At 38.4% G+C, this 25,847-nt stretch carries 30 protein-coding genes and 1 pseudogene; 19 read left to right on the forward strand and 12 right to left on the reverse strand.

All coding sequences use genetic code 11. The annotated features are described in order from the left end of the window. Position 1 precedes the first annotated feature (1 nt). The 10 genes from sctY to G468_RS22310 all read left to right on the forward strand — a co-directional run bounded on the left by sctY (position 2) and on the right by G468_RS22310 (position 7,748). Positions 2-328 carry a type III secretion apparatus assembly chaperone SctY gene (gene sctY / locus G468_RS0105705; RefSeq protein ID WP_034249380.1) on the forward strand — a complete coding sequence of 109 codons (327 nt, stop codon included), beginning with the start codon at positions 2-4 and terminating at the stop codon, positions 326-328. Next, a complete protein-coding gene (gene sctV, locus G468_RS0105710) occupies positions 328-2,439 on the forward strand; it encodes a type III secretion system export apparatus subunit SctV (RefSeq protein ID WP_026822311.1) in 2,112 nt (703 codons plus the stop codon). Before sctY ends, sctV begins: the two co-directional genes overlap by 1 nt. Continuing rightward, positions 2,436-2,870, forward strand: a complete 435-nt coding sequence (locus tag G468_RS0105715; RefSeq protein WP_026822312.1) for an LcrR family type III secretion system chaperone — start codon at positions 2,436-2,438, stop codon at positions 2,868-2,870. Before sctV ends, G468_RS0105715 begins: the two co-directional genes overlap by 4 nt. 114 nt (positions 2,871-2,984) lie before the next feature. Beyond that, positions 2,985-3,944, forward strand: coding sequence for a virulence-associated V antigen (locus G468_RS22305; RefSeq protein WP_051296962.1), 960 nt, complete (start codon positions 2,985-2,987; stop codon positions 3,942-3,944). 9 nt (positions 3,945-3,953) lie between these two features. Next, positions 3,954-4,460: a SycD/LcrH family type III secretion system chaperone gene (locus tag G468_RS0105725; protein WP_071846853.1), complete on the forward strand. Its 507-nt coding sequence runs from the start codon at positions 3,954-3,956 to the stop codon at positions 4,458-4,460. Continuing rightward, a complete protein-coding gene (gene sctE / locus G468_RS19830; RefSeq protein WP_051296963.1) occupies positions 4,441-5,589 on the forward strand; it encodes a type III secretion system translocon subunit SseC family protein in 1,149 nt (382 codons plus the stop codon). The genes G468_RS0105725 and sctE overlap by 20 nt, the downstream gene beginning before the upstream one ends. Positions 5,590-5,746: 157 nt before the next feature. Further along, positions 5,747-6,550, forward strand: a complete 804-nt coding sequence (gene sctB, locus G468_RS0105740; RefSeq protein ID WP_246067442.1) for a type III secretion system translocon subunit SctB — start codon at positions 5,747-5,749, stop codon at positions 6,548-6,550. A 129-nt stretch (positions 6,551-6,679) separates the two neighbouring features. Continuing rightward, the gene (locus G468_RS0105745) at positions 6,680-7,123 is read left to right on the forward strand and encodes a type III secretion system chaperone (RefSeq protein WP_026822315.1); all 444 of its coding nucleotides are present in this window, start codon (positions 6,680-6,682) and stop codon (positions 7,121-7,123) included. Between the two features lie 5 nt (positions 7,124-7,128). After that, positions 7,129-7,356 (forward strand): hypothetical protein, encoded by a 228-nt coding sequence (locus G468_RS0105750; RefSeq protein WP_026822316.1) that lies wholly within the window; start codon positions 7,129-7,131, stop codon positions 7,354-7,356. Continuing rightward, positions 7,353-7,748, forward strand: coding sequence for a YscW family type III secretion system pilotin (locus G468_RS22310; protein ID WP_051296964.1), 396 nt, complete (start codon positions 7,353-7,355; stop codon positions 7,746-7,748). The genes G468_RS0105750 and G468_RS22310 overlap by 4 nt, the downstream gene beginning before the upstream one ends. On the opposite strand, the gene G468_RS19840 is transcribed toward G468_RS22310, so the two are convergent. Both G468_RS19840 and G468_RS0105765 read right to left on the reverse strand, forming a co-directional pair. Next, positions 7,705-8,184, reverse strand: a complete 480-nt coding sequence (locus G468_RS19840) for an acetyltransferase (protein WP_051296965.1) — start codon at positions 8,182-8,184, stop codon at positions 7,705-7,707. The genes G468_RS22310 and G468_RS19840 overlap by 44 nt on opposite strands. A gap of 65 nt (positions 8,185-8,249) precedes the next feature. Then, a complete protein-coding gene (locus G468_RS0105765; RefSeq protein WP_026822317.1) occupies positions 8,250-8,831 on the reverse strand; it encodes a 4Fe-4S binding protein in 582 nt (193 codons plus the stop codon). 597 nt (positions 8,832-9,428) lie between these two features. Between G468_RS0105765 and G468_RS19845 the strand changes: the two genes are divergently transcribed. Both G468_RS19845 and G468_RS0105775 read left to right on the forward strand, forming a co-directional pair. Beyond that, entirely contained in the window at positions 9,429-9,881 is a 453-nt protein-coding gene (locus G468_RS19845) for a bactofilin family protein (RefSeq protein ID WP_034249382.1), read from the forward strand. A gap of 73 nt (positions 9,882-9,954) precedes the next feature. Beyond that, the gene (locus G468_RS0105775) at positions 9,955-10,518 is read left to right on the forward strand and encodes a GNAT family N-acetyltransferase (RefSeq protein ID WP_034249383.1); all 564 of its coding nucleotides are present in this window, start codon (positions 9,955-9,957) and stop codon (positions 10,516-10,518) included. 56 nt (positions 10,519-10,574) lie between these two features. Here G468_RS0105775 and G468_RS0105780 read toward each other — a convergent pair whose 3' ends face one another. Then, on the reverse strand, positions 10,575-10,796 hold the full coding sequence (locus tag G468_RS0105780; RefSeq protein WP_026822320.1) for a DUF465 domain-containing protein: 222 nt from the start codon (positions 10,794-10,796) through the stop codon (positions 10,575-10,577). 280 nt (positions 10,797-11,076) lie between these two features. Here G468_RS0105780 and eco point away from each other — a divergent pair, with 280 nt between their 5' ends. Further along, on the forward strand, positions 11,077-11,556 hold the full coding sequence (gene eco, locus G468_RS0105785; protein ID WP_026822321.1) for a serine protease inhibitor ecotin: 480 nt from the start codon (positions 11,077-11,079) through the stop codon (positions 11,554-11,556). 61 nt (positions 11,557-11,617) lie between these two features. Here eco and G468_RS0105790 read toward each other — a convergent pair whose 3' ends face one another. Next, on the reverse strand, positions 11,618-12,064 hold the full coding sequence (locus G468_RS0105790) for a universal stress protein (protein ID WP_026822322.1): 447 nt from the start codon (positions 12,062-12,064) through the stop codon (positions 11,618-11,620). Positions 12,065-12,480: 416 nt separating this feature from the next. Here G468_RS0105790 and G468_RS0105795 point away from each other — a divergent pair, with 416 nt between their 5' ends. From G468_RS0105795 to G468_RS19850, 3 genes are all read left to right on the forward strand, one after another. Then, the gene (locus G468_RS0105795; RefSeq protein WP_026822323.1) at positions 12,481-13,407 is read left to right on the forward strand and encodes a cation diffusion facilitator family transporter; all 927 of its coding nucleotides are present in this window, start codon (positions 12,481-12,483) and stop codon (positions 13,405-13,407) included. Positions 13,408-13,681: 274 nt separating this feature from the next. After that, positions 13,682-14,701 carry a UDP-glucose 4-epimerase GalE gene (galE, locus tag G468_RS0105800; RefSeq protein ID WP_026822324.1) on the forward strand — a complete coding sequence of 340 codons (1,020 nt, stop codon included), beginning with the start codon at positions 13,682-13,684 and terminating at the stop codon, positions 14,699-14,701. A 767-nt stretch (positions 14,702-15,468) separates the two neighbouring features. Continuing rightward, positions 15,469-16,653, forward strand: a complete 1,185-nt coding sequence (locus G468_RS19850) for an AMP-binding protein (protein ID WP_051296966.1) — start codon at positions 15,469-15,471, stop codon at positions 16,651-16,653. Between the two features lie 291 nt (positions 16,654-16,944). On the opposite strand, the gene G468_RS0105810 is transcribed toward G468_RS19850, so the two are convergent. The 7 genes and pseudogenes from G468_RS0105810 to hypA all read right to left on the reverse strand — a co-directional run bounded on the left by G468_RS0105810 (position 16,945) and on the right by hypA (position 23,515). Continuing rightward, positions 16,945-17,160 carry a hypothetical protein gene (locus G468_RS0105810; RefSeq protein ID WP_026822325.1) on the reverse strand — a complete coding sequence of 72 codons (216 nt, stop codon included), beginning with the start codon at positions 17,158-17,160 and terminating at the stop codon, positions 16,945-16,947. 610 nt (positions 17,161-17,770) lie between these two features. Next, on the reverse strand, positions 17,771-19,858 hold the full coding sequence (gene flhA / locus G468_RS0105820) for a formate hydrogenlyase transcriptional activator FlhA (RefSeq protein ID WP_026822327.1): 2,088 nt from the start codon (positions 19,856-19,858) through the stop codon (positions 17,771-17,773). Between the two features lie 44 nt (positions 19,859-19,902). Beyond that, positions 19,903-20,913, reverse strand: coding sequence for a hydrogenase expression/formation protein HypE (gene hypE / locus G468_RS0105825; RefSeq protein WP_026822328.1), 1,011 nt, complete (start codon positions 20,911-20,913; stop codon positions 19,903-19,905). Continuing rightward, complete coding sequence (hypD, locus tag G468_RS0105830; protein WP_026822329.1) at positions 20,910-22,031, reverse strand: hydrogenase formation protein HypD; 1,122 nt, start codon at positions 22,029-22,031, stop codon at positions 20,910-20,912. Before hypD ends, hypE begins: the two co-directional genes overlap by 4 nt. Further along, positions 22,031-22,309, reverse strand: coding sequence for a HypC/HybG/HupF family hydrogenase formation chaperone (locus G468_RS0105835; RefSeq protein WP_026822330.1), 279 nt, complete (start codon positions 22,307-22,309; stop codon positions 22,031-22,033). The genes hypD and G468_RS0105835 overlap by 1 nt, the downstream gene beginning before the upstream one ends. Next, positions 22,300-23,161 (reverse strand): annotated as a pseudogene (hypB, locus tag G468_RS19855) (hydrogenase nickel incorporation protein HypB). The gene G468_RS0105835 and the pseudogene hypB overlap by 10 nt, the downstream one beginning before the upstream one ends. A gap of 9 nt (positions 23,162-23,170) precedes the next feature. After that, positions 23,171-23,515 carry a hydrogenase maturation nickel metallochaperone HypA gene (gene hypA / locus G468_RS0105845; RefSeq protein ID WP_026822331.1) on the reverse strand — a complete coding sequence of 115 codons (345 nt, stop codon included), beginning with the start codon at positions 23,513-23,515 and terminating at the stop codon, positions 23,171-23,173. 328 nt (positions 23,516-23,843) lie between these two features. Here hypA and G468_RS0105850 point away from each other — a divergent pair, with 328 nt between their 5' ends. The 3 genes from G468_RS0105850 (at position 23,844) to G468_RS19860 (ending at position 25,713) form a co-directional block, all read left to right on the forward strand. After that, positions 23,844-24,146, forward strand: a complete 303-nt coding sequence (locus G468_RS0105850) for a hypothetical protein (RefSeq protein WP_026822332.1) — start codon at positions 23,844-23,846, stop codon at positions 24,144-24,146. Positions 24,147-24,262: 116 nt separating this feature from the next. Further along, positions 24,263-24,868, forward strand: a complete 606-nt coding sequence (locus G468_RS0105855) for a 4Fe-4S dicluster domain-containing protein (RefSeq protein WP_026822333.1) — start codon at positions 24,263-24,265, stop codon at positions 24,866-24,868. Beyond that, positions 24,868-25,713 (forward strand): hypothetical protein, encoded by an 846-nt coding sequence (locus G468_RS19860; RefSeq protein ID WP_026822334.1) that lies wholly within the window; start codon positions 24,868-24,870, stop codon positions 25,711-25,713. The genes G468_RS0105855 and G468_RS19860 overlap by 1 nt, the downstream gene beginning before the upstream one ends. On the opposite strand, the gene G468_RS22835 is transcribed toward G468_RS19860, so the two are convergent. After that, positions 25,613-25,847: ATP-binding protein (locus G468_RS22835; protein WP_026821584.1), on the reverse strand; the 235-nt coding region annotated here is incomplete at its 5' end. The two genes, G468_RS19860 and G468_RS22835, sit on opposite strands and share 101 nt — an antisense overlap.

Consider the following 25,847-nt stretch of genomic DNA (forward strand, 5'->3'; position numbering starts at 1 on the left):
GTTGATTTTAGATCCTATTACCCAAAATGCCTTGTTACTCCAGGGATGGCTAGCACTGCAATATGGCCAGTTGACTCGTAGTCAAATATTGCTTGAAGCATTGTTAAAAATGGCACCAGATGATTATCAAGCCAGAAAAATGCTTATTGTAGAGTTATTAAAACTTGATCTGCCTGAACAGGTGTTGACGCATTGTGTAAAGCTAAAAAACGCTAACATCAATGAGGCTGAACTATGGTTATGTGAATCACAGGCCTATTTGATGATGGAACAACAGGAAAAGGCGCAACAGGCCTATCAGAATTATCTGTTATGGAAATCTAACTGATGAATAAAGGAATAAAGCTGTTGCAACAGCTTGGCCAACGTAAAGATATTATGTTAGCTATTTTACTACTTGCTGTCGTATTTATGATGGTATTGCCATTGCCGACGGTGATCCTGGATGTCCTAATCGCGATTAATATGACTATCTCAGTCGTGTTGTTGATGGTCTCGGTTTATATCACTTCGCCATTACAGTTTTCGGTTTTTCCGGTTTTATTATTAGTCACCACCCTGTTTCGTTTAGCTTTAGCGGTCAGTACGACGCGAATGATTTTATTACAAGCCGATGCAGGACAAATTGTTTATACCTTTGGTCAATTCGTGGTTGGCGGTAATTTGATCGTCGGTATTGTGATCTTTTTAATTATTACTATTGTGCAATTTTTAGTCATTACCAAAGGTTCAGAGCGTGTTGCCGAAGTGAGTGCTCGTTTTTCCCTTGATGCGATGCCGGGTAAACAAATGAGTATTGATGGTGATATGCGGGCAGGCGTTATTGATATGGACGAAGCTCGCGAAAGGCGCAGTCAGGTTGAGAAAGAGAGTCAGATGTTTGGTTCAATGGATGGCGCCATGAAGTTTGTCAAGGGTGATGCCATTGCCGGTCTTGTCATTATTTTAGTCAATATTCTAGGCGGTATTGCCATTGGGGTCAGCCAGCGTGGTATGAGTGCTTCAGATGCGCTAAGCCTTTATTCCATCTTGACGGTTGGGGATGGTATGGTTTCGCAGGTACCTGCGTTATTGATCGCCATCACTTCTGGCATTATCGTTACCCGCGTCTCATCAGAAAACTCCGCCGATTTGGGCTCAGATATTGGCGAACAGATTATCGCGCAACCAAAAGCGATTTTTATTGGCGGCGTGTTATTAGTGTTATTTGGCTTGATCCCCGGCTTTCCGACCATCACTTTTTTTATTTTAGCGGCATTGATGACAGCGGGTGGTTACTGGTTAATTAGGCAAAATAAGCAAAGCGCGGAAAAACCACCGAGTGATATTAATACCTTGATCAAACAAGGTGCCGGCGCACCGGCGATCAAAAAGAAAAATAGTGCGCCGTTAAAAAACGATAAATTAGAACGACAGGAAGAATTTGCTTTAACGGTACCGCTATTAATTGATTTGGATATTAAATTAAAAGAACAGTTAGAAGCCGTGGCGTTTAATGAAGAATTAATGCGAGTAAGAAGGGCGCTTTATTTAGATCTGGGGGTACCCTTTCCCGGTATTTACTTAAGATTTAATGATGGCATGGCAGAGGGCGAGTATATTTTTGAATTACAGGAAGTACCTGTGACGCGAGGGATATTAAAAGCGGGTAAATTGTTGGTACAAGAGAATGAGAAACAGCTCAATTTGTTAGCTATTCCCTATGAAAAAGGCGACATGCTGTTAACGGGCAAAAGAGCGCTTTGGGTGGAAGAACAATATTTAGAGCGATTAGTACGCTCAAATCTATCGGTGCTCACTATGTCACAGGTATTAACCTGGCACTTATCTTTTGTGTTGAAAGAGTATGCTGCTGATTTTATTGGCATCCAAGAAACGCGTTATTTACTGGAGAAGATGGAGTCTCACTATAGTGAATTGGTCAAGGAGGTACAACGTCTACTACCGCTTTATCGGATCACTGAAGTATTACAACGTTTAGTCAGTGAAAATATTTCTATTCGAAATATGCGCACCATATTAGAGGCACTCGTTGAATGGGGACAAAAAGAGAAAGATATTGTGCAATTGACGGAATATATTCGCAGTAGTTTGAAAAGGTATATTTGTTATAAATATGCCAGTGGTAATAATTTTTTACCGGCTTATCTCTTTGATCAACAACTGGAAGAAATTATTCGCGACAGTATAAGGCAAACCAATGCTGGCAGTTATTTAGCACTGGAACCTAATGTCAGTGAAAAGCTGATTGAAAATGTACGCAATACCGTGGGTAATATCCAAAAATTGGCTAATAAACCGGTGGTAATTGTTTCAATGGATATTCGTCGTTATGTGCGTAAATTATTAGAAAATGAATTTAATGAATTACCGATTTTATCTTATCAAGAATTAACTAATAAAATTAATATTCAGCCATTGGGGAAAATATTATTATGAATAGCGATCCCTTAAATAATTATTTTAAACAACAAGGCTATTTTATCGCTCCCTATTATTGGCAAAAAAGCCATTGGCCTATAGGTTATTTTACCGTAATTAATAATATTGAAATTGCCTGGCGTTGTGAAGGCAGCCGAATATGGATTTTAATGTTAAGACGAAAAGAAAAAAATTTAGGCTTAGGTAATGCATTTAAACCATTATATATTTTGGCCGATATTGTAAAAGCAGTATTAGGTGAACACTATACTTTATATGGTCAAGTTAATGTATTAAGCCGATCACCTTTAACGCAACAGCGATTACAACAATTTTATCAACGCTGGACCGGCGCCATTGAAGTTGAGAGCGGCTGGTTTGAATTAGCAGTGGGTAAAGTGATTAGTTTAAAAGATAATAAAATTAAAAAAATATTATCCGCTAACTGACAGAATAGTTATTAAATTTACGTTAGATTGAAATAATAAATAGATTTTAATCTTACTTATTTTAATAAAATTTAATGTGAGGATGATTTTATTATTTAATCACAGGGAATAATTATGGCTACCATAAATGGATCTTCTAATAACGTAACAAACCAAAATTATATCAATAATCTTTTTGCACCGACAACCGCGACGCCGGATATTAATAAAATAACCAATGCAATTATCAATAAATTAGCTCAATCAGGCGTAAAAGTAGAATTAGATCAATCTGTGGCTGGTGGTAAGCAAACCTTAGATGCCAATATTGCTGCCGACAGAGATAAATTAAAACAATTATTTAGTCAGATTTTTCAATTGGCGCTGCCACGCAATATAAAAAATTTAACTGACGCCGAAAATGATATTCAAGATTTTATGGCCAAGTTAGATAATCAACGACAAGGTGCTTCCTTGGTATCAGCAAATATGTTGTTAACCGTGATTGAAAGCTACTTTTCTTATGCCAATTTGGATGAAGATATTATTGCTGTGTTTGCCAAAAACATGGTGTATCACGATGATAAACGTAAAGAATTAAAAATTGAACTGGAAGAAATTTCCGCTGAGATGAAAATTTATAGTGTTATTCAGTCGGAAATTAATAGCGCGTTATCAGCAGCCAGTTCACAAACAATTAATACCGATCAGAATGGTATCAATTTAATGAATTATCAGCTTTATGGCTATTCATCAATGGCAGAATTTAAAACTAAAGCTGAATACCAGTTATTGCAAAAAATCGCGCCATCCTCAACGACAGTGACGATAAAACAGTTTTTACTCAGTGCCGATAAAAAGAGTGGCGCGATGGGTCGGGTAGAGAATTCTTATAAATATGATAAGGATAATAATCGTCTGGCTAATTTTTCTACTATGGTCAGTGATCGTTCTCGGCCATTGTCTGACAGTATTAATGAAAAAACCACTCGATTGAGTGATATCAGTGGGCGTTATAACGCCGCCATCGAAGCACTCAATCGTTTTATTCAAAAATATGACTCAGTTATCCAGGATATTCTGAGAGCAATTTAAGGAAAGCATATGGAACAGCAAATGGAAACCACAGCAGGCAATATGGAACAGGAAATTGAGTCTTTTCTAACTAGCGGTGGCACCCTCGCGATGTTGAAAGAGGTTTCTGCTGACGAGCTAGAGCAATTTTATACCCTAGCTTATAATCTTTATCAATCCGGTAAACAACAAGATGCAATGGCGGTTTTTCAACTGCTGTGTATGTTAGATCATTATGATAGCCGTTTCTTTTTAGGTCTAGGCGCTTGTCGCCAAGCAACAGAAAATTGGAGTGCGGCATTAGAAACTTATAGCTTCGCCACTTTTTTAGATGTTAATGATCCCCGATTTCCGTTTCACGCCGCCGAATGTTTAATGCAATTGAGTGATTTCGATGGCGCGCAATGTGGTTTTGAATCTGCGCGTTTATTAGCCACCGATAAGCCGGAATATGAGGATATTATCTTACAGGTTGAAACCATGTTGGAAGTGATTAATATAAAAAGGGAGCAGCAAAATGAGCGCAATCACCACTAAACCGGATACCAGTAGTGTTCAAAGCCTGGTTAATAGTAGCCCTATTACGCCAATAGCAAAAAAGAGCACAGCTAATATTGCATTGGAAAAAAGTCCAGCTTTATCAGCAACAAAGCCATCATTGCAACCTAATCGTGTATTACTGCCAGAACCGAATGCCAATTTAGCTGCAAAATCAACTAATAGTGACACACTGTTAGCAAAATTGAATGTTTTGCAACAGGAGGTAGTACCGGCAATTGATGTGAAATCATCACTGAAACTACTTTCGCTGGCATTAACTTCACCCGCCTCGTTCGAGGTGGAATTAAGTAAAGTGACCAGTGAATTACAGACTAACCAACAAAAATTGAAATTAGAAGATATTCAACGTATTAAACAGCAAAATGCGTTAAAAATGGATGAAAATCAGACTAAAATTCAAGAATCGGAAGATGCCGTAAAGCAGTCGCAAAAATCGGGTTTGGCCGCCAAAATATTTGGTTGGATCAGTACCGCTGTTTCGGCCGTTGTCGGTGCTATTTTGGTCGCCACGGGTGTCGGTGCGGTTGCTGGCGCATTAATGATTGCCGGTGCGGTGGTCAGTGCGGCTAACCAAATTGTCCAAGAAGCGGCTGCCGCTGGGTTGATCAGTCCTGAAACGATGAAATGGTTAGGGCCGACCTTGATGGGAATACAAATTGCCGTGGGTATTGCTTCCATTGCGGTTAGTTTTGGCGGGCCAGCTGCGACCGCCATTGCCCAAGTTGGCGCCAAAATTGGCGGTAAAGCGGCTGAGGTTACCGCTAAATTGCCTGGTATGCTCTCTTCCGGTGTAACGGCGACAACTCAGTCGGTGGCCAATAATGTTAAGACAGGTTTAGAGGTCGGTAACTTAGTCGCTGATGTTGGAGAAACTGCGTCACAACTGGCCAGTTCCATCACGCATAGTATTGCCAGTGACAAAATAGCCGATGCTAAAATGCTCGAAAGTGTGATGACCATGAGTCAAAGTATTTTAGATAAACTCAATAGTGAGTTAGCAAAAATGACCGATGATTATCAGCAGGTGATGGAAACACTGACGCAGATGATCCATGAAAAAGGTGAAGTATTGCGTGAGTTAGCAGTGCGCCCGAAAACAATTTAATAGAAATTAATTGGCTGTCATTAGCTGTTAATAAGGAGATTAATATGGCTACTATCAATAATAATGTGCACCAACGTCCACTGGCTAATACTCACGATGCTGCACCCGTGGTAAAAAGTACAGCGGCAAAAAAAGTGAGGCTGTAAACAAAATCGAAATACAGACGTTACCAAAAACTCAGCCAGCGGCAAAACAATCAACTGACGGTGTCAAATTAGCGGCGCCTAAATTGGATCTAATTAATGCCAGTCAATTGTTAAGTACTGCCACGCAAATGATGGATTGTATTGCTTTGCTGGTTAAAGCCCAGCAACAGGTTCGCCAATCAAATGATGCTGTTGCCAGTAATCAGGCCACTGCGGCAGCAGAAAGTCAGAAAAAACAAGCGCAGGAGATGGACAAAAACTCAGATTGGCAGTTAGCCTTATCGATTGTTTCTGGGGTATTAAACTTTGGCATGACCGCATTAAGTGCGATATCAACTTTTAAAGCCAATAAAACCCAGCAGCAGAAAAATACGTTACAGCAATCAATTAATGAACGTACCGAACTGGTTAAGACCAAAACCAGCCAACTGAAAGATAAAACATTATCAGTCAAGCAAAAAGATAATTTGAAAGTTGAAATAGCTAAATTAAAGGATCTGAATAAAGCTGATAACCTGCAATTGAAAACGTTGAATGATGCTAGCGCAGCGAGTCAAAAGTGGTTTGATTTAGCTAACTCGGCACTTCAGCAAGGAAGCTCATTCGTTGATAAATTTAGTAGCGCAAAGGAGATAAAAACTCAACAGACCGTCACGCAAGAACAGGCTAAAGAAAATAGTGCTCAGCAAGTGCAGCAAAAAAGTCGTAATGAAACCGATTATTTGAACGGTTTAACCACGAAACTAAATCAATTGATGATTCAGCTTTCTCAAGGACAATCTCAGGCATTACGGGCTGCCACTCCGGCTGCTTAATATTTATTAATATCAGTTAAAGGCAGAATATCAATATATTCTGCCTTTTTTTAGTAAAAAAGTAGCAATATTTGACAGAAAAATGACAATTCACAGGTTAGCTTATGACTAAATTGCCGGGAGAGAAATATGGACGTTAAAGATTGCATTGATCAAATTTTTGGCCAGTTTAGTCAGAAATATCAATTGCCACTATTGATGCTTAATCAAGAAGGAATTGCGGCGTTACGCTTTGATGAAAAATTACAGGTTTGTTGTATCTTTCTGCAAGAACAAGAATTGCTTGCGTTGCAGATAGATATTGCTGATTTATCAGAAGTTAGTGAGGGAATTTTTCGTCAGTTAGCCAGTTTTAATCGCTACTGGTATCAATTTAATCTGCATTTTGGTTTCGACGAAACCAGTTTAAAAATACAATTATATAGTCAAATAACGATAGCCAATTTGACATTAGATAAATTTGAACATCGTTTGACGTCAATACTGGATCATGCCGAATTTTGGCAGGAATTATTGTGTGAACCGGTAAAAAAGGCAGTTTATAAAGGTCAATTTCAAGGAATGAAGGTATAATAATTATGCTAATCAAGCCAGTAACTTTAAAGAATGCATCTTATAGTGAGTCGGTTATTTCATCTCAGCCTTTCAATGGCAGAAGTGTATCGGTAGATAGACAGGTAAATCAAAGTAGAGGCCAATTATCTGCGCTGATGCTTGATCTAACTATACAGCAACAACAGCATTTGGCACGTTTACAGCAAGGAGATCACCCATCTCTGGCTACACGCCACATAGAAGTATTATGAAGCATTACGCTATATTAGTTGCTCTATGCTGTTTAAATGGTTGTATTCATTATCAACCAAATGATCCGTTACAAAAAGTTGTAACGGGTAAAGTCACAATGCCTGTGCGATTATATAAAACCGCAGAGGTTAATATTCGCTTTTACGCCCAAACTAATGGGCGGTTATTGCTCATTAATCATTTACAATACCGCTTAGATTTACTACCGCTCGCTTTTACTTTTACTGCATCTGAAATCTACCAAGCGCAGCAAAAAATTTATCTACAGGCAACCTTAGCCTGGTCGGATAGTCAATTTATCCAGGCAACTTATCAGCAAGTTATTGAGAATAAAAAAAAGCTCACTATCAATTTGCAGCCGAAACCCTGTTTTCCAGATTGCCAATATTAGAATCTCCCAGCCGCAGATGTAATAATGGAAAAGGGTTGCCTTCGCCATCTAATTCAGAGCGATCATAAACCTTAAAACCTTGCTGTTGATAAAAATCTATCGCTTGTTTATTTTGTTCATTAACATCGACTTCATTGACGGCGAAATGGGTTACCGCATATTGCAGCAGTGCTTTGCCAATGCCTTTTCTGCGTAAAGTGGGCGCGATAAATAGCATTTCTAACCGATTCTGTTCAATAGCCATAAAACCGGTAATACTGTTTTGCTCATCCACAGACATATAAACCTGCAAATTGGGTAGATAATTATTTAAAATTAGCGGTCGTAATGTGGCGATCATTTTTTCTAGCAGAAAATCATGGGTAGCCCGTACCGAATTTTCCCAAATTAAGATTAATTGAGCAAAGTCGTTGGTAGTTGCTCGTTTAATATGCATATGTTTTACCTTGCTATAAAGTTAGTTATATTACAGTCTATGATTTTAGTTTATGTTCTTTTAAGTTAAATTTTCGTTAATTGTGGTAGACTGGGTTTTAAGGTCAGCAATCCATGTATACAAGCAATTTTACATTGACCGCAACCATCACACTTTACTTCATCAATTATCGGCTCATTTGCTACTGAAAACGAGAGCGCTTGTTGTGGACAATTATGGACACATAAACGGCAACTATTATCAAGGCGACCGAAGCAAAATTGAGCGATATCTGGCCAAAGTGCGGTATCGGGTTTTATTTGCTGATTGAGCGCGCCGGTAGGGCAAACTGGCGTACAGGCTAAACAGTTGTCTGTCGTGCAGTAGCAAAAATCAATATTGATCTCGGCCAGATTATGATTAATTGAGATTAGGCCATAGGGACAAGCTTGCAGGCATTTGTCGCAGCCAATACATTGTTGCAGAAAATCAGTTTCACTAATCGCTTGTGGTGGGCGGCCAACTTGGCGAGCGATAGTCTTATTGGTGAGGTCAGGGATAAATGTCTTACTGGCGCTGAATAATCCTCGCAACAATCCGCGACGGCTCACATAACGATGTGACATGAATGCACGATAGTAGCTTTCATCTTGTTTATCTTTTGCCATACGGCTGACTCAGTAAGAAGGTGAATATTTATCCTTGATTAGTATTATTTTAACTATTTTTATTAACTAACAGGACTAGTTAGATCAATTTTTAGCTAATTTGACTAAAGCCAGCGGAATGTAATAAATCTTTACCGTAAACTTGATATTTCATTGCATAATATCATCTTATAGTGAGTGCCCTAACGGTATTCAGAGCTAAATAAGGCATAAGGATTTATGTATATCCTAATAGGGAATGCGGATTTTTACTTTGTTTACCGTTAGTTTCAATAACGCCTTGGTCTGCTATTAATTTCAATATAAATTGCCTTTCTGTCGTGTTAATCACTATATCAATACCAGCGCCAGTTGATATTCTATACTAGTAGTTCAGTTGCATAATTTCTGGTTAGGTATCATTAATGAGTTTATTAGATAAGAATGAAAACATTTAGCGATAGAGAAAATTTGTGTCTTTATTTTATCTGGTTCCTATGGGTACTAGTCGTGGTCTTGTATATAACAAATATGATTGCGAAGACATGGTTTTTTGTTTTAGTTTTTTCATTCGTTCTCATCCTGCAATTTATCGTTATAAGAGTGAGGTTGATCTCGATGTTTAGAAATAAAAAGTCAGATACTTCAGATACAAATATATTTGTGATGAAAGGTGATAAAAAAAGCGATCCTAAACAAAAAGATGTAACAATTATTTCAGAAGAGAGCTTTTTTAAAGGTAACATTACTATTTCAGGTGATATTCATATCTGGGGACATATTAAAGGTAATGTCACAGTAACGGAAGGGACAATTCACATCATGCAGGGTGGTAAAATTGAAGGTGAAATTGAAGCGCCTGATATGATTATTGATGGTTTAGTTGATGGCGCTTGCTTGGGAATTAATCTAGATATCCTGGAACATGGCGAATTGCGCGGGATCAGTCGTGTCAGTCATATGTCAATTAAGCGTGGTGGCATATTTATTGGTCAGTCTGAAAAAATTGAGCATCACTCTGAAAAAGTGATTAAATTAGAAACCATTGAAGATCTACCTAAAAGTAAATGAGCATTTTTCTGCTAACACGATAAAATGCCATGTCATATTGATGGTAAAATCTTTTTCAATCGGTAGTTAGTGCATGGTTATTATCTTAAACACTCCTCGTCTAATATTAAGGGAATGGCGAGAAGCGGATCGACATCCTTTCCATCGTCTTAATAGCGATCCTGATGTTATGCGTTATTTTCCACACTTACTTTCAAAAATACAAAGTGATGCATTCATTGACAGTATTAGGCAAAAGTTTATCCAACAGCAAGGTTGGGGATTGTGGGCAGTCGAGTTACGAGCAAAGAAACAATTTATTGGTTTTGTTGGACTCAATATTCCTGCTTATGCTCTTCCTTTTATGCCTTGCATTGAAATTGGTTGGCGGCTTGCTAAGCCATTTTGGCGGCAAGGCTTGGCTTATGAAGCCGCCCATCACGTATTAGATTTTGCTTTTCGACAGCGACAAATGCAGGAAATTATCTCTTTTACCGCTAAGATTAATCACCCTTCTGAATGTTTGATGAAAAAATTAGCCATGGAAAAAGATGCGCATAATTTTTTACATCCGGCGTTACCATCGGCTCATCCCTTACAGGAACATATTCTTTATCGGCTCAATCAGCAGCAATGGTTAAAAAAGCGCGCTAATTGATAGGTAAACACGTCGTGAGGATTAACACGCCTGCTGTTTCAGCAGGCGGATTGGCGTTATTTAAGTCTAATTTGTTGGTGAATAATACGCTGTATTTCATCTTTTAAATGAAGCTTTTCTTTTTTTAATTTGATGACTTTATCATTATAGCCTGCGCCATTTGGGCCTTCTAATTCAGTGATCTGTTTATCCAGTTGATGGTGTTTTTCAAATAGTGATTGGAAGCGTGGATGAAAGCGTTTTAGGTGGGAAAACAACTCTTGATCGGACAACAACATATAACCTCCGGCAAAATTATTGAGGGGCAATTTAAGTATAACAATAATTAAAATTTAATAACCATAATCACAATAATTTACATTGTTAAATGCTATACATAATTATTTGATTTTTAAAAATATTTACAAAATAAAGGACTGATTTACTCTTTACGATTTTTTACTTTCTGGCCCGACAGTTATACTAAAATAGAACTTTGATTTAGCTAAGCATAAAACTTATTGTTATCAGTTATAGTTAATATCTCTTTTATCACTATTTATAAAGTAGGATGTGGCAATGAATAAATATACCTTTCCATTACTGGCAATTATCCTAGCAGCACCCTATGCGATGGCAAATGATAATTTGACCAAAATAGCACCATATCCAACCGCTGAGAAAGATATGCACCGTTATGTTATTCAGCTCGCCAAAAAAGAAAATGAAAATAATTTTATGGTGGAACTGGTTATTGGTAAATCCATGCTGGTAGATTGTAATCACCATTGGTTTGGTGGGGATTTTGAGAAAAAAGAGCTGAAAGGTTGGGGTTATGACTATTACGAATTAAAAAAAGTATCCGGTCCAGCAGCAACCTTACTGGCTTGCCCAGATAAACAGCAAACCAAGAAGTTTATTACCACTCATCTCGGTGATGGCAATATTGTTCGTTATAATAGTAAATTACCGATTGTGGTATATGTGCCTAAGGATATGGAAGTTAAATATCGCATATGGTCAGCACCGGAAAAATTAAATAGTGCAGAGATCAAATAACGTTTTAATTTAACCAATAAGCCATCTTAATTAAGATGGCTACAGTCATTGTTGATTTGTTTCAGCGAGCCACTAAAACCGTTATTTTTGCATGACGAACAATGCTAGCTGCGGTTGATCCTAGTAGGTAACTAGAAGAATTGGGGCTATGAGAGGCAATAAGAATTAAATCGGCGTCAATATCTGACGCATAGCTTAGAATTTCCTCTTTTGTCGGGCCAATGCCAATTTTGTAGGTAATTTGCTTAGTCGGAATGTTTACTTTTTTGATGATCTGTTTGAGTAGTTCGAGTGCTACTCGGCTGCGTTCTTGGCAATCTTGTTGAGTCTCTGGTAAGGCCGCAATTTCAATACCAAAAAATATTTCTAAATTGGGTAGCACGGCTAGAAAGTGGACTTCTGGCTTGTTGGATTGGTTAAACGAAACCAGCGTTTCAACATGCTTAATCACTTTCTGATTTAATTCATCCTCAACAATATCGATAGGAACTAAGATCTTATTATACATGATACCCTCGCATCATATTGTTATTTAATTATATTGTAGCAATAGTAAAAAATGATGTCGTAATATTTTTATTTGCTTATTATTTTGCATAATTAACTTAATATGAACAAAGCATATTTAAAATAAGTAATTTATATTGGCTAAATTAACCTAATTGAAAATAAATATTATTTCTATTTAATTATAAATAGTAGTAGAAATAAATAAGCGAATAATTATCAATTATACTTTATTGAACTCCATGAATGTTAAAATGAAAAACCAAGACAAATATCATTTTTTATGTCATATTATAGAAAACTAGATTAATATTTTTTTTGAATAAAATTAGTATTAATAATAACAATATTGTTTTTAAGGTTTACTATTAATTTTTCCCTTATTTTACTGAAAATAATTAACTTTAGAATTTGAATATGACACAAACTAAACCCCGCAAAGAAAAACATCCACTTTTTGTTTCCGATGAGCAACAAATAAAATTTAAAGCTGCCAAAAAAAGCACTATTATTAGTATCGTTGTGAATTTTTTTCTCTCTTTATGGCAAATTATTATCGGCTTTTTGGCACACTCACAAGGTTTAATTGCTGATGGACTTCACTCATTATCAGATTTATTAGCAGATTTTGTGGTGTTGATTGCTAATAAACATAGCCATAAGCAACCAGATGCCGATCATCCTTATGGCCATTTCCGCTATGAAAATGGGGCATCTTTAGTACTGGGAACGATTTTGCTCGTGGTTGGTGGTGGCATGGTATGGAAAGCGATTGAAAAAATACTAAATCCAGCTGAAATTCCCGATGTGCATATTATTGCTTTGGTTGTCGCGCTATTATCACTTATTGTTAAAGAAGGTCTGTTTCGTTATATGCTTTGTGTGGCAAATAGGGTTAATTCAAGTATGTTAGTTGCTAATGCCTGGCATGCACGTTCAGACGCAGCTTCTTCTTTAGTGGTTGCTATTGGTATCGTTGGTAGTTTATGTGGTATTAAGATCTTTGACCCTATTGCGGCCTTAATTGTTGGTGCTCTGGTTATTAAAATGGGGTATAAATTTACTTATCAAGCGTTTAACGATCTGATGGATAAGAGGGCTGATGAACAGACACTTGCGGCTATCCGTAAACAGCTGTTGGCAATGGAAGGGGTGATTGATATTCATGATCTTAAGACGCGTAAATCTGGTGATTATTTGTTGGTTGATGTTCATCTTGAAGTGAATGGTCTTTTAACGGTAGAACAAGGCCATCAAATTGCTGTTGCCGCGAGAAAAAAATTACTTGAAAATCCTACTATCTTAAATGTCATGATTCATATCGATCCGGTTGAAATTCAATAAATCATTTCCTTACTAATAAGCAATGGTGATCCCATAAATATTATTGTCGCCTACTGAGTTTATACTGGCCGTTACAAGATTGATGAATATAATAGCTAATTTATAAGTATAAGAGATTATCTTGCTGAATAGCGAGACAGATTAATTCGCTAAAATGCCCGCTATATCGATAAATAATTGACTCAAAGAGTATAATATTATGCTTATTGTCGGTTATAGAGACAAACAAGCGGTAGGCTAATTTATTTAATTATGAATGAAAAAAGAGGTTAATGTGGAAATATTAGTAACAGGCGGTATGGGTTATATTGGTAGTCATACTTGTGTTCAGATGTGTGCAGCAGGTATGCAGCCTGTTATTTTAGATAATTTGTGTAATGCCAGCAGTGAAGTATTGACGCGAATGGAAACATTAACCGGTTGTCGTCCGGTTTTTTATCAGGGGGATGTGCGTGATGAAAAATTGTTAGACACCATTTTTTCCAACCATTCTATTCAAGCCGTTATCCATTTTGCTGGGTTAAAAGCGGTTGGTGAATCTGTCACAAAACCTCTTGAATATTATGATAACAATGTAAATGGTACACTGGTATTAGCGCGTAGTATGCAGCGAGCTGGTATAAAAAATATTATTTTTAGTTCTTCTGCCACTGTTTATGGTGATCCAGCAACGGTTCCTATCACCGAAGAATTTCCGATTGGCAATACCACCAATCCGTATGGTAGCAGTAAATATATGGTTGAGCGTTGTTTATCGGATCTACAGTTTGCTGATAATAGCTGGTCGGTTACATTGCTTCGCTATTTTAATCCGGTTGGAGCCCATCCGTCCGGCACCATGGGGGAAGATCCGCAAGGTATACCTAATAATTTAACTCCCTATATTACTCAGGTAGCCATTGGCCGGCAGCAGAAACTAATGATTTTTGGTGACGATTATCCTACACCAGATGGCACAGGCGTGCGTGATTATATTCATGTCATGGATCTCGCTGATGGGCATATTGCGGCGCTTAAAACGGTTGGTTTAAAATCCGGTTTACATATCTACAATTTAGGCACTGGTAAAGGCACAAGTGTATTAGCGATGCTGAAAGCATTTGAAGAAGCTTGTGGTAAAAAAATCGCTTATGAAATTAAATCCCGCCGACTAGGTGATATTGCTGAATGTTGGTCAAGCCCACTGAAAGCCGAGAGTGATTTTGGATGGAAAGCCACTCGCTCGATTCAAGAGATGGCTGCTGATGCATGGCGTTGGCAATGTCAGAATCCACATGGGTATGGTAAAAAATAATAGCTAAATTGTGGTTTAATTTTGTAATGGTAAATATCAATGCCCAGCATTTTAGCTGGGTTTTTGTATGGATTATTTATCAAAATTGATCCTTATTATTTGTATTGTAAGTTACAAAGTTATCTGTCTTCTTTTTTACTAATAAGGATTAATTAAATTATCATGTTAGGCGACTATAGTGATTTATCAATTTGCCTAATAAACAAATTTTTATAACATATTTATTTTATTATTATTTTTTATTAGTTGCTGTTTATTTTTGAGAGGTAACCACTCAGATCCTTTAATATAAAATATGTCACTAACTCTAGCAACATTAATATTATTTATTTATTCTTTAGTATATAATTTTTATCAGGTATGCCAGAAATATAAATAAATGGGTTAAATAAGTCATTCTGCAAAGTTAATAACTTTAATAACAATTTATTATTTTGTCTAGATTGAATAACATCTTTATTAAATTTAATAATGAGTTAATCTTTTTTTATATGAAATTACCATTGTTGGGAGTGATTTCTATTATAAATGGGTGCTACAATAAAGTATTTAATATACCAACATTAACAGGTATATTTAAATATCATTAATATGGCTAAAAGTTAGTTTTATTAACAAATTTAAATTTATAATAAAATAATAATCAAATATTTAAAATTAATTTTTACCTAGTAATAAATTATTTTTATTATTTTAAATTAACATAGTGAATTTAATCTTCGAATTTAAATAAAAAACAATAATACAATCATTTATGGAGAGAAAAAATGTTATCTATATATAAAGAAGAAATGGTATGGAATACCGTAAAAGATAAAATAGCCACTCTGTTTCAGTTACCTGCAATAAGTCAATGGACTTATCAGCAATTTAGCCAATCTATCCCGGTTATGGAAAAGAAAGGCTATTTGGCTAAAAATGATCAAAGTCTCCATCTGCTTAATAGTAAAAATAGTTATCTTATTGGATTTACTAGTGGCACCAGTGGCACCTTGAAACGTTGTCTTTATAAAATGAGTGGTGATGTTTATAACGTAAAAGGATGTGAAGAATATAATATATTTTGCTCAACCGATACATGCGCTAATCTTTTTACCATTAACTTACTTTTTTCCGCTCATTGCTTATTTAGTAATGTAGCGAGCGCTTGTGGTGCTAATATTATTTCGATCGGTGATTTTAATGTATTAGCAAGTGAGCATTTTGATGCATTAATTGATGTGAATACGAATGTTTTAATCGGTATTCCTTGTGAAATTATTCAATTTATTCAAGTTATGCAAAAGAAAGAAAAACTTCTTGCTATTAATAAAGTTATTTTTGCCGGCGAGGCGCTGAAAGCTTATCAAAGGGAAATAATAAAAAATACTTTTGGTAATGATGTGCATATTATTGGTGCTTATGCTTGTTCAGAAGCGGGGATAATCGCTTTTAGTTTGGGTGAGGATAACAATAGTTATGAATTACTGACAAACCAATTTTTTATTGAGCGTGATCAGGATCGATTATTAATAACCAGCCTCGATAATATGAATGTTATTCCATTATTACGTTATAATTTGGGCGATAGCGCAGATATTAGTCTAAAAGGTAATATTATTCGATTAACAAATATTAAAAGAAATAATATTAGTTTTAATTTTATGGGATATATTATTGAATATGAAACGATTGTTGCAGTTGTCCATAAATTTCATCCAGCGGATATTAGTATCCAAATCCATTTATCGGTTGCAAAAGATACCAGGGAAGTGATCACGGTGTGGGTTCCTACAGGTATTTTTTCTCCACAGCAAATTAAATTGTTAGAAAAAGAATTAACAGAAATTCCAGATATTTATGAGTCTAAACAGTTAAATCAAGGATATTTAGTCGTAAAAGAGGTTGACCCAATACAATATATCCGTTCTGTTAGAGGTAAAATTCTTTATATTGTCGATAATAGAGATTAAAAATTAAATGAACATCACTAAATTTTTAATATAAGAACCATCATATTTTCATTTGATGGTTTCTTATATTAAGGATTTTATTAAATTAATCATAGCAATATGAAGTAGAAAGCATTGCTAAAGATCAATAGCTTAGTTAGCGTAAGTGAAGTAATAGTTTGATGTAACTTTAATTCCATTTTATCGATATGTTAAAGGATTAACCAAACGGAAATTTTAATAATAATTTATCTTAACTTAACGAAGTCATTTTAAAATAAATGGCTAATGAAAAGTGAATCTAGGCCAAATTTATTTTGTACTATCATTATCATTCGCATGAATAGTGTATAATTCAGGTTCTTCATTACAATTAACGGCCGTTATTTTATTATTGCTAGTTAATAATCTATTAACTGTATAGGCTGTTGAAAACCCGTGACAACATTGAGCAAAGTTCGCATAGGAAGGCAGAGAATAGAATAGTAACAGCATGATAATAATGAAGATTTGAACGGGTGATTTCATAAGTTATTCTCCTAACATAATTAAATATTGATAATATTTTTATGAATGATTATCTGAATTTGCTTATCTGTGAAAAACAAGTGGCTCATGGCATAAAAAAGTAGGCAAAATAGAAAATAACTCTACTTAAATTATTAATGACCCCTCTTTTATGACTATTAAATTAAAATTTTAAACCAATAACGTAAACACTTTGCCTAGCTTTCCCATTTATCGTTTCTATACAATTATGTCCCTCCTTTGCTGGTACGCAGTGAATGTAGTCTTTATTGGGATGATCATTGGCAAGGGAAAAACAACTAAAATTTGAGAAAAAAAGAGCAATAAGTGCTTCTTTAAAAAGTGGCATAAATTACCTCGATTAGGAAGTGACATAAATCGATATTAATAATACGCTTATTATTTAACATTTCAATAACATTCAATTGATTAAATTTTATAGATTGAAGAATAAGCGTATTGAGTTAGGTATCATTGATAGTTAGCGGAGAGGGTATGCAAGTTTTTATGATTTATAGTGATTAAGTTAAAAGGCAAAACAAACTTGCCACGCAGTGTTGCTAATATGGCAGTGAGATTGATTAACAACTTTTCTGTTAAATAAAAAGCGTTACACAAGGCTGTTTTTATCAATTCCAAGCCGTTTCATGCGTGATAGTAATGTCGTGCGTTTTAGCCCCAGCCGTAGCGCTGCACCTTTAGGGCCAGCAATAACACCATTCGTCTCTTTTAGTACACGGACAATACGTTGAAACTCATCTTCTAGCGGATGAAAATCACGATTTTCACACTTTGTCGGAATTTTTGTTTCATTGGTGTTGAAGCACATTTCAGCTAATGAAAGCTGAAGTACATTGCCTCGTGTCAATAAAACAGCACGTTCAATGACGTTTTCTAGTTCGCGTATATTGCCCGGCCAATCCATTTTACTTAATAGCTGTAAAGTTTGTGCAGGAATACTATCAATCTTGCGTCCAAGACGGTTGGCAATTTTAAAAGTAAACGCTTTCACTAATAATGGAATGTCTTTTGCCCGCTCGCGTAGTGGGGGCAGGTAGATAGGAAAAACATTTAGTCGATAATAGAGATCAGCTCTAAATTCACGATCTGCAACCATTTGTCTAAGGTCACGGTTAGTAGCAGCGATAAGACGTACATCTGTCCGAATGATCCTATTGCTACCCAGGCGTTCAAATTCTTGTTCTTGCAATACCCTTAACAACTTAGGTTGAAGTTCTAGTGGCATATCACCCACTTCATCTAAAAATAGCGTGCTTTTATCTGCTAATTCAAACCGACCAATACGCTGGGTATTAGCGCCAGTAAATGCACCACGCTCATGACCAAACAGATCACTTTCAAGTAAGCCCGCTGGCATGGCGGCACAATTAAGTTTTACCATCCGACGATTATTACGACCACTGAGTTTATGAATGGCACGTGCAATCAGCTCTTTGCCGGTGCCTGTTTCGCCTAAAATCAGTACGGTACTATTGCTGTGCGCTACCATTTCAACCTGTTTCATGACCGTTATCATGGCGTCACTTTGACCAACGATTTCACCAAAATCTGTGCTGACATTATTAATTTGTTCTGTCAGCGCTAAATTTTCATCAATCAGTCGCTCCTTTAAACGGCGGATTTCTTGATAAGCAAGTGCGTTATCTACCGCAATCGCAACGCGTTCTGCGATTTGGCGCAGCAGTTTCAGCGTCGAGGAGGTAAAAACCGGCGCTTGAACGTGTGCCAGTTTTAATACACCCAGTACCCGATCGCTAAAAATTAGTGGCAACAAACATAAGGTTTGCTCCTGCTTATCCCATAATTCAAATAGCATGCGAACGCATGCTGAGTGTTTGTCGTAGTGGTGAAGATTTAGCAAAAGCATCTCTTTCTTTTGCATGACTTTTTGGTATAAAGTCCCTTTTTCATCTATCTCACGTTGATCATGTAGCGGAATATTTTTATCGACATAATGGATTGAATATACGCTAAGTTTCCCTTTATGGTTACTGCGTAATACGATGCTAATTGAATCGATAGCAAAATTAGTCTGAATTTCTTGCGCAACCTCGGTGATCAGTTCATCCAAATTTAGCTTGGATAAGACGGCATTAGTGATAGCCACCAACAAGCGATAATCGTCACGTTCACGACATAGTTGGCCATAATTAATATTATTGTTCAACCGCGATTGGATCTGTTCCACTGCCAGGCTGATGATTTGAGCAAGTGTTTGTAGGCGCGAGAAGGCGTGTTCCGTCCAGGGTTCATTTGTGGTGCGCAGAAATTCGCAGCCACCAAATATTTTGCCTTCAGCGGTCAACGGCATCAGACTGTAATAATTGAAGACTGGATAGAGTTTTAATTCATTAAGTTGGGGCCAGGTTTGATTAAATTCTTGGTAGCGGCAATGGAGTACATCTGGACGTGACAGCATATGGCGGATTGGGCCACAGGCTAGCAAAGTTTCATCTTCATAGCGAATATCATGTTGCTGTTCGTCAACACTAAATAGGCAGACTCTCCGGCGTTCAAATTGCCACAGCAGGATATTAACGTGATCGGCCAGTTTCAGTTGCCTGACATGGGTTTTGACGGCTTGGGTTAGCGCACAGAGATCAGGTTGTTGCAGTAAGGTACGAGTAATATCAAATAAACCTTGTTCGTTGCTTATACTCGTCGGTGTATACGACATACCTCATATTCCGAAAGTTAATGGCCAATGAGTGGCGTGATTGGTTAGCAAATTCTGGGTAATGGTTCACTGTAGGGTAGATCAAGTGTACGTTTGATACCATAAAGTCCGGTTAGCTTCACGCCTTTTTGGCTAACGACTTCGCCAATAATTGCCGCGTCTAAGCCCAAAGGATGTTGTTGTATGTGCGTCAAAATACGTTCTGCCGCATTGCGTTCGACTGCGATGACCAGCTTTCCTTCATTAGCAAAATTGAGAGGATCCAGACCTAATAGCTCACAAATACCGCGCACAGCAGGTTTTATCGGTAGCGTGCTTTCATTGAGTTCAATCCCGTAGCCGCAACTGGCAGCAAATTCGTGAACCACGGCATTTACGCCGCCGCGAGTCGCATCTCGCATTGCTTTGATCCCAGGTTCATTATGCAATGTTTTGATTAGCGGGGTTAGCATGGCGCAATCGCTTTGTAAATCGCCTTCCATCCCAAGTTGCTCTCGTAGGTTGAGAATAGTTGCACCATGATCGCCTAGCGAACCCGTTATCAGTAACCGATCGCCAGCTTGGATCTGACGCATACCCCAGTTCAAATGGCAGGGGATCATACCGATGCCGGCCGTATTAATAAATACCTTATCGGCCGCCCCACGAGGAACTACTTTGGTATCACCGGTTACGATGCTTAATCCTGCTGCCTTGGCCGTTGCCGCCATACTATCGACAATGCGTTCCAATGTGGCGATGGTTAATCCTTCTTCCAGGATAAAACTACAAGAAAGCCAACGAGGAAAAGCACCACTCACCGCCACATCATTGCTAGTGCCACAAACTGCCAGTTTACCAATGTCTCCACCAGGAAAAAATAACGGATCAATAACATAACTGTCAGTGGAAAAAGCCAGTCTATCCCCTTGCTGAGTTAATAAATGCAATGGGATCCGCGCCTGATCTTCCTGCTCATTAAGTAACGGGTTATCAAAGGCTTGAATAAAAAGCTGATTGATGAGTTGCTGCATAGCTTGCCCACCACTACCATGGGCGAGAGTGACAGTTTTCATACTTCATACTCCTGAGAACGATACTGGTACCAAGCACTGCAAGCACCTTCGGACGAAACCATCAACGCCCCTAATGCATTTTGGGGGTTACATTGTCGACCAAAGCGTGGACATTGAACAGGTTTACAACGCCCGGTTAGTACTTGGCCACAATAAGTCTGCGGATCATCATAACCGGTTGGTGGACGTAAGTGAAAATGCTGCTCAGCATCAAATTGCTGATATTTTTTATTAAGGTAAACACCAGAGTGCTCTATCATACCAAGGCCACGCCACTCGCTGGTGCCTTTAATAGAGAATACTTGTTGCATTACTGTCTGCGCTTTACTATTGCCGGCGTCAGGTACCACACGGCGATACTGATTTTCTACCCGACTATTAGCCGCTATTTTTTGTTCAATTAACATTAATACCCCTTGCAGCAAATCAACTGGTTCAAAACCGGCGACAACAAGCGGGCGTTGATATTGTGTGGCGATAAAGTTGTAAGCGTAAATACCAATAATCATACTGACGTGTCCAGGCGCTAAAAATGCATCAATACTATTATCAGGCTGTTGTAATAAATTTTTTAGTACCGGGATCAAGGTTATGTGCTGACAAAAGAAATAAAAGTTATCAATGTTAGCTGCTTTTGCTTGTATTAAGGTGAGCGCGGTGGTTGGCATGGTTGTTTCAAATCCAAGACCAAATAGAACCACTTTTTTGGTCGGATTTTGTTGGGCAAGTTTTAGTGCATCCATTGGTGAGTAGATAATCCGTACGTCAGCTCCGCCAGCTCTGGCTGTTAGCAATGAGCCATTTTTGCCCGGTACGCGCATGGCATCACCAAAAGTGCAGAATATGACTTGTGGTTGGTTAGCAATTTCCAGGCAGCTATCAATACGGGCCATTGGCAGTACACAAACAGGACAGCCTGGGCCATGGATAAACTCAACATTTTTCGGTAATAGTTGATCGAGACCAAATTTAAAAATAGCATGGGTGTGCCCACCGCAGACTTCCATAATGCGAAAAGGTCGTTGTTCACTGTAGGGTAGATGCTTAGCGCGCTGGTTAATGATTTCAATAAGCGACATCACTTTTTGTTGATCACGATATTCATCAATAAAACGCATTAGCCCTTCTCCTCACCATATAGTAAAGCACCCACATCAGGCTCTACGGCGTGCATATTTTGTAATGCAGCCAGTGTATCTAACGCTTCCTGTTCATCGATTACGCTCATGGCAAAGCCAACGTGGATTAGCACCCATTGGCCTAGGCGGCTATTACCCCTTTCGTCATGCTTACCAACAAGCGTTAAATCCACATCACGGCTCACCCCACCGATCACTACTTTGGCTAACATAGTGTCAGTTAGTTGACTAATTTTTCCGGGAATACCTATACACATCGCTGATTCTCCAACCAGGCTAACCAGTTGTCCATACCTTTACCCGTAGTGGCCGATACCAGCAAAATTTCAATCTGCGGATTCACTTGATGGGCGTAAGCTAAACATTTTTTTAGGTCAAAATTAACATAGGGCAGTAAATCGACCTTATTAAGCAACATTAGCGAGGCGGCCGCAAACATATGTGGATATTTGAGTGGTTTGTCTTCACCTTCTGTTACCGATAAAACGGCAATTTTGTGTTGTTCGCCTAAATCAAACCCGGCAGGACAGACCAAATTGCCAACATTTTCGATAAACATGATCCCGCCTGCGGCAAGGGGAAGTCGTTGCATGGCATCAAAGATCATCTGTGCATCAAGATGACACCCTTTACCGGTATTTACCTGAATAGCTGGGGTTCCTGTGGCGCGGATCCTTTCGGCGTCGTTAGTGGTTTGTTGATCGCCTTCAATAACTGCGCAAGGAATATCGTTTTGTAACCGCGTAAGTGTTTCTGTCAACAGCGTTGTTTTACCTGATCCTGGACTGGAAACCAGATTTAGCGCTAGCTGTTTGTTGGCGATGATTACGCTGCGCTAATCGGTTGTTTTTGTCCAGTACATCGATTTCAATTTCCAACATTTTGCGCTGACTTAAACCGGGCGCATGGGCACCGGCTTCACCTTGGCCATAATCCAGGTTAGTGGCCTTTGGCTCACTAGCACTGAGGCTAGTTTTATGAATGGCTTTTATTTGTAATGATTGACGAGGCACGAGAGAGAATGGGGCGCTGCGAAAAGCAGAATGTGGATTGCGTTCATCGCCTTCAATATATTGGTTGCCTTGTTCGCAACCGCAGATGGTGCACATGGTTTACTCCTATTCTATTTCTAACCGCATAATTTGTAGCCCATCATCCGCAACAATATGGAGATTATGGCTATTACATTTTGGACAGAGCCTTACACGATGGGTTAAGAGTTTTATAAATTGCTGACATTGACGGCACCAGCATTCTGCCTGCTGTTGTTCTAAATGAAGTTCGCAACCTTCAGCGACCGTATCCCGGCAGACTAACTCAAAGCAAAATTGCAGCGCACTGCTTTCTACGCAGGCAAATGCGCCAATTTTAAACCACACCTGGGTGACGCGTTTTGCATTGCTTTGTGCTACTTGTTGCTCAATAAGTTCCAATGCCTGCTGGCAGAGGGTGATTTCGTGCATAAAGCCTCCAGCATCTGTTTATATTGATTAATGCAATATGGATGCCATTGCTTAGCAATCATAGGCTTTTTATTGACATAAATGGGGATTCAAAAGTGCTATCCAACGATTGTGTAGCCGCTATGCTTAGTTTATTGCTCAAAACAAAATGAACAGCTAAAGGGCCATTAGCAGCCGCTGGCATTTCATGTCTCTGATATCTAAATAACAACTTAAATGGGCCAGCTTTTTGGCTGTTTTATTATTTAATTATATGAAAATAAAATAATTATATTTTGGCATGAGATCTGCTTAGTGAGGTTATTTTTTATAAATTGAGTCAATCACTATGATCTTTTCATCATTAAGCCAGAAAACCGATGTTATGGCTAAACACCTTCTTGCTCGTCTGGTGGCGCGCTATCACAACTATGACGGTTATATTATGCGCCAATTTATCGCGCTTGCAAAAGTAGAGCCTCAGCGCCTTAGCTTTTGTGGTTTTTGGGATGGATTAATTTACCGTTTATTTACTGGCATTTTGATTCTTATCATCTCGCCATTAACTGCCATTCGTCATACTTTGCAGCATACCATTGAAACTGGCAAGGCCTGGCAAACTAGGTTACGGCAAATGATCATGTTGAGTTAATTTACAGCTAGCTAACTAGGTTATTGGATAATGTCGGAAGTGACTATTTCGACATGGTTTAGTCAAAAATGACTATCACTAAAGGATCAAAAATGACTATCACCACAGGATCACCGGTGAATCGTTTTGTTATTGCTGACTCTACGCTTTGCATTGGCTGTCGTACTTGTGAAGCTTCTTGCTCGGAAAATCACCGCTTACAAGGGCTACAAATGCAAGCGCGTCTGAAAGTGATGCGAAATGAAAAACAATCAGCCCCTCAACTTTGTCACCAATGTGAAGATGCGCCTTGTGCGCAGGTTTGTCCGGTTAATGCCATTAACCGTATCAATAATGCTATTCAATTAAACGAAAGTTTGTGTGTCAGTTGTAAATTGTGTGGTCTCGCATGCCCGTTTGGTACTATCGAATTTTGTGGCAGTCGCCCACAGGGTATTCCTGCTGATAGTAATACGCCGATGGCCCCGCCGGCACCACCGGAACCGGCACGTGTTAGTCCCTTTTTAGACTGGATAGCTGGTGTTCGCGCCATCGCTGTTAAATGTGATCTGTGCTATTTCGATCAACGAGGGCCAGCGTGTGTACGCACCTGCCCGACCAAAGCGCTACGTCTGATTGATAACCATGATATTGCCAACGCCAATAAACGTAAGCGTGAGCGGACTATCCAAATGGCGTTAGGCGATTTGTCGTTAATTAACGGTCAAAATGGAGAGTTGTAATGAGTGTCGAGATGTTAATTAACGCAGCAATTTTTACCTTTGTCATCAGCGGGTTGTTAGCCGCATTACTGATGTTCAACAAGTCGTTAAGTGGGTTAATCGCAGGGCTTGGTGGTGTTTTAGCTAATCTTGCTATGCTATTGGCCGGCGGACAAGTGCTGTTGGGCATCGCCAATGCCAGCGATTTTATGTTAGCTGTCGGTAACTGGTCACTGCATATCACGGCACTTAATGGATTATGGTTAGTGGTTTTTGGTTTGCCAGGAATTTTTGTCAGCTTGTTTAATATCAGTTGGCATCGACATCATGCAACGCAGCCTAATGGGTGGTTAATAAATCTGTTATTGGCAGCGGCAACATTGGCGGTGGTGGCTGGGCATCTTGCTATGTTGGTGATGATGGCAGAAATTATGATGCTATGTGCGCTATTTCTGACCGGTTGCCAGCAGGCGAGTAAAGTGTGGTTTGTGTTAGGACGGTTGGGTACGCTGCTATTGGTTATGATGTGCGTCATGATCTGGCGAACTTATGGCACCTTAAATATTGCTGAGCTGCGTCTGTTAATGGTAACGCTACCAATGAGTAGTGTAACTTGGATATTGGGGCTAATTGGGTTTGGCTTATTAGCCGGTATTATTCCTCTGCATGGCTGGGTGGTGCCAGCTCATGCTAATGCTGTCAACGATCACCGAAAACTGATCCACTTTTTATCTAAATCCGATCAATCAAAATTGATCCACTGTTTTACTCAGTTATTGCTCCTGAGCGCCGCTTATCTTTCAATCGGTAGCTTTCACCGCTTAATTGCAGTACATGCGAATGATGAAGTAAACGATCAAGCATAGCGGCAGTTAATGTTGCGTCATCAGCAAAAGCACTTGGCCATTGCCCAAATGATAGGTTACTCGTCAATATGACACTGCCATGCTCATAACGCTTGGCAATCACATTGAAAAACAGGTTTGCTTCTTCTCGCCCA

This window comes from Arsenophonus nasoniae DSM 15247 (genome assembly GCF_000429565.1).
In the GTDB taxonomy this organism is placed as follows: domain Bacteria; phylum Pseudomonadota; class Gammaproteobacteria; order Enterobacterales; family Enterobacteriaceae; genus Arsenophonus; species Arsenophonus nasoniae.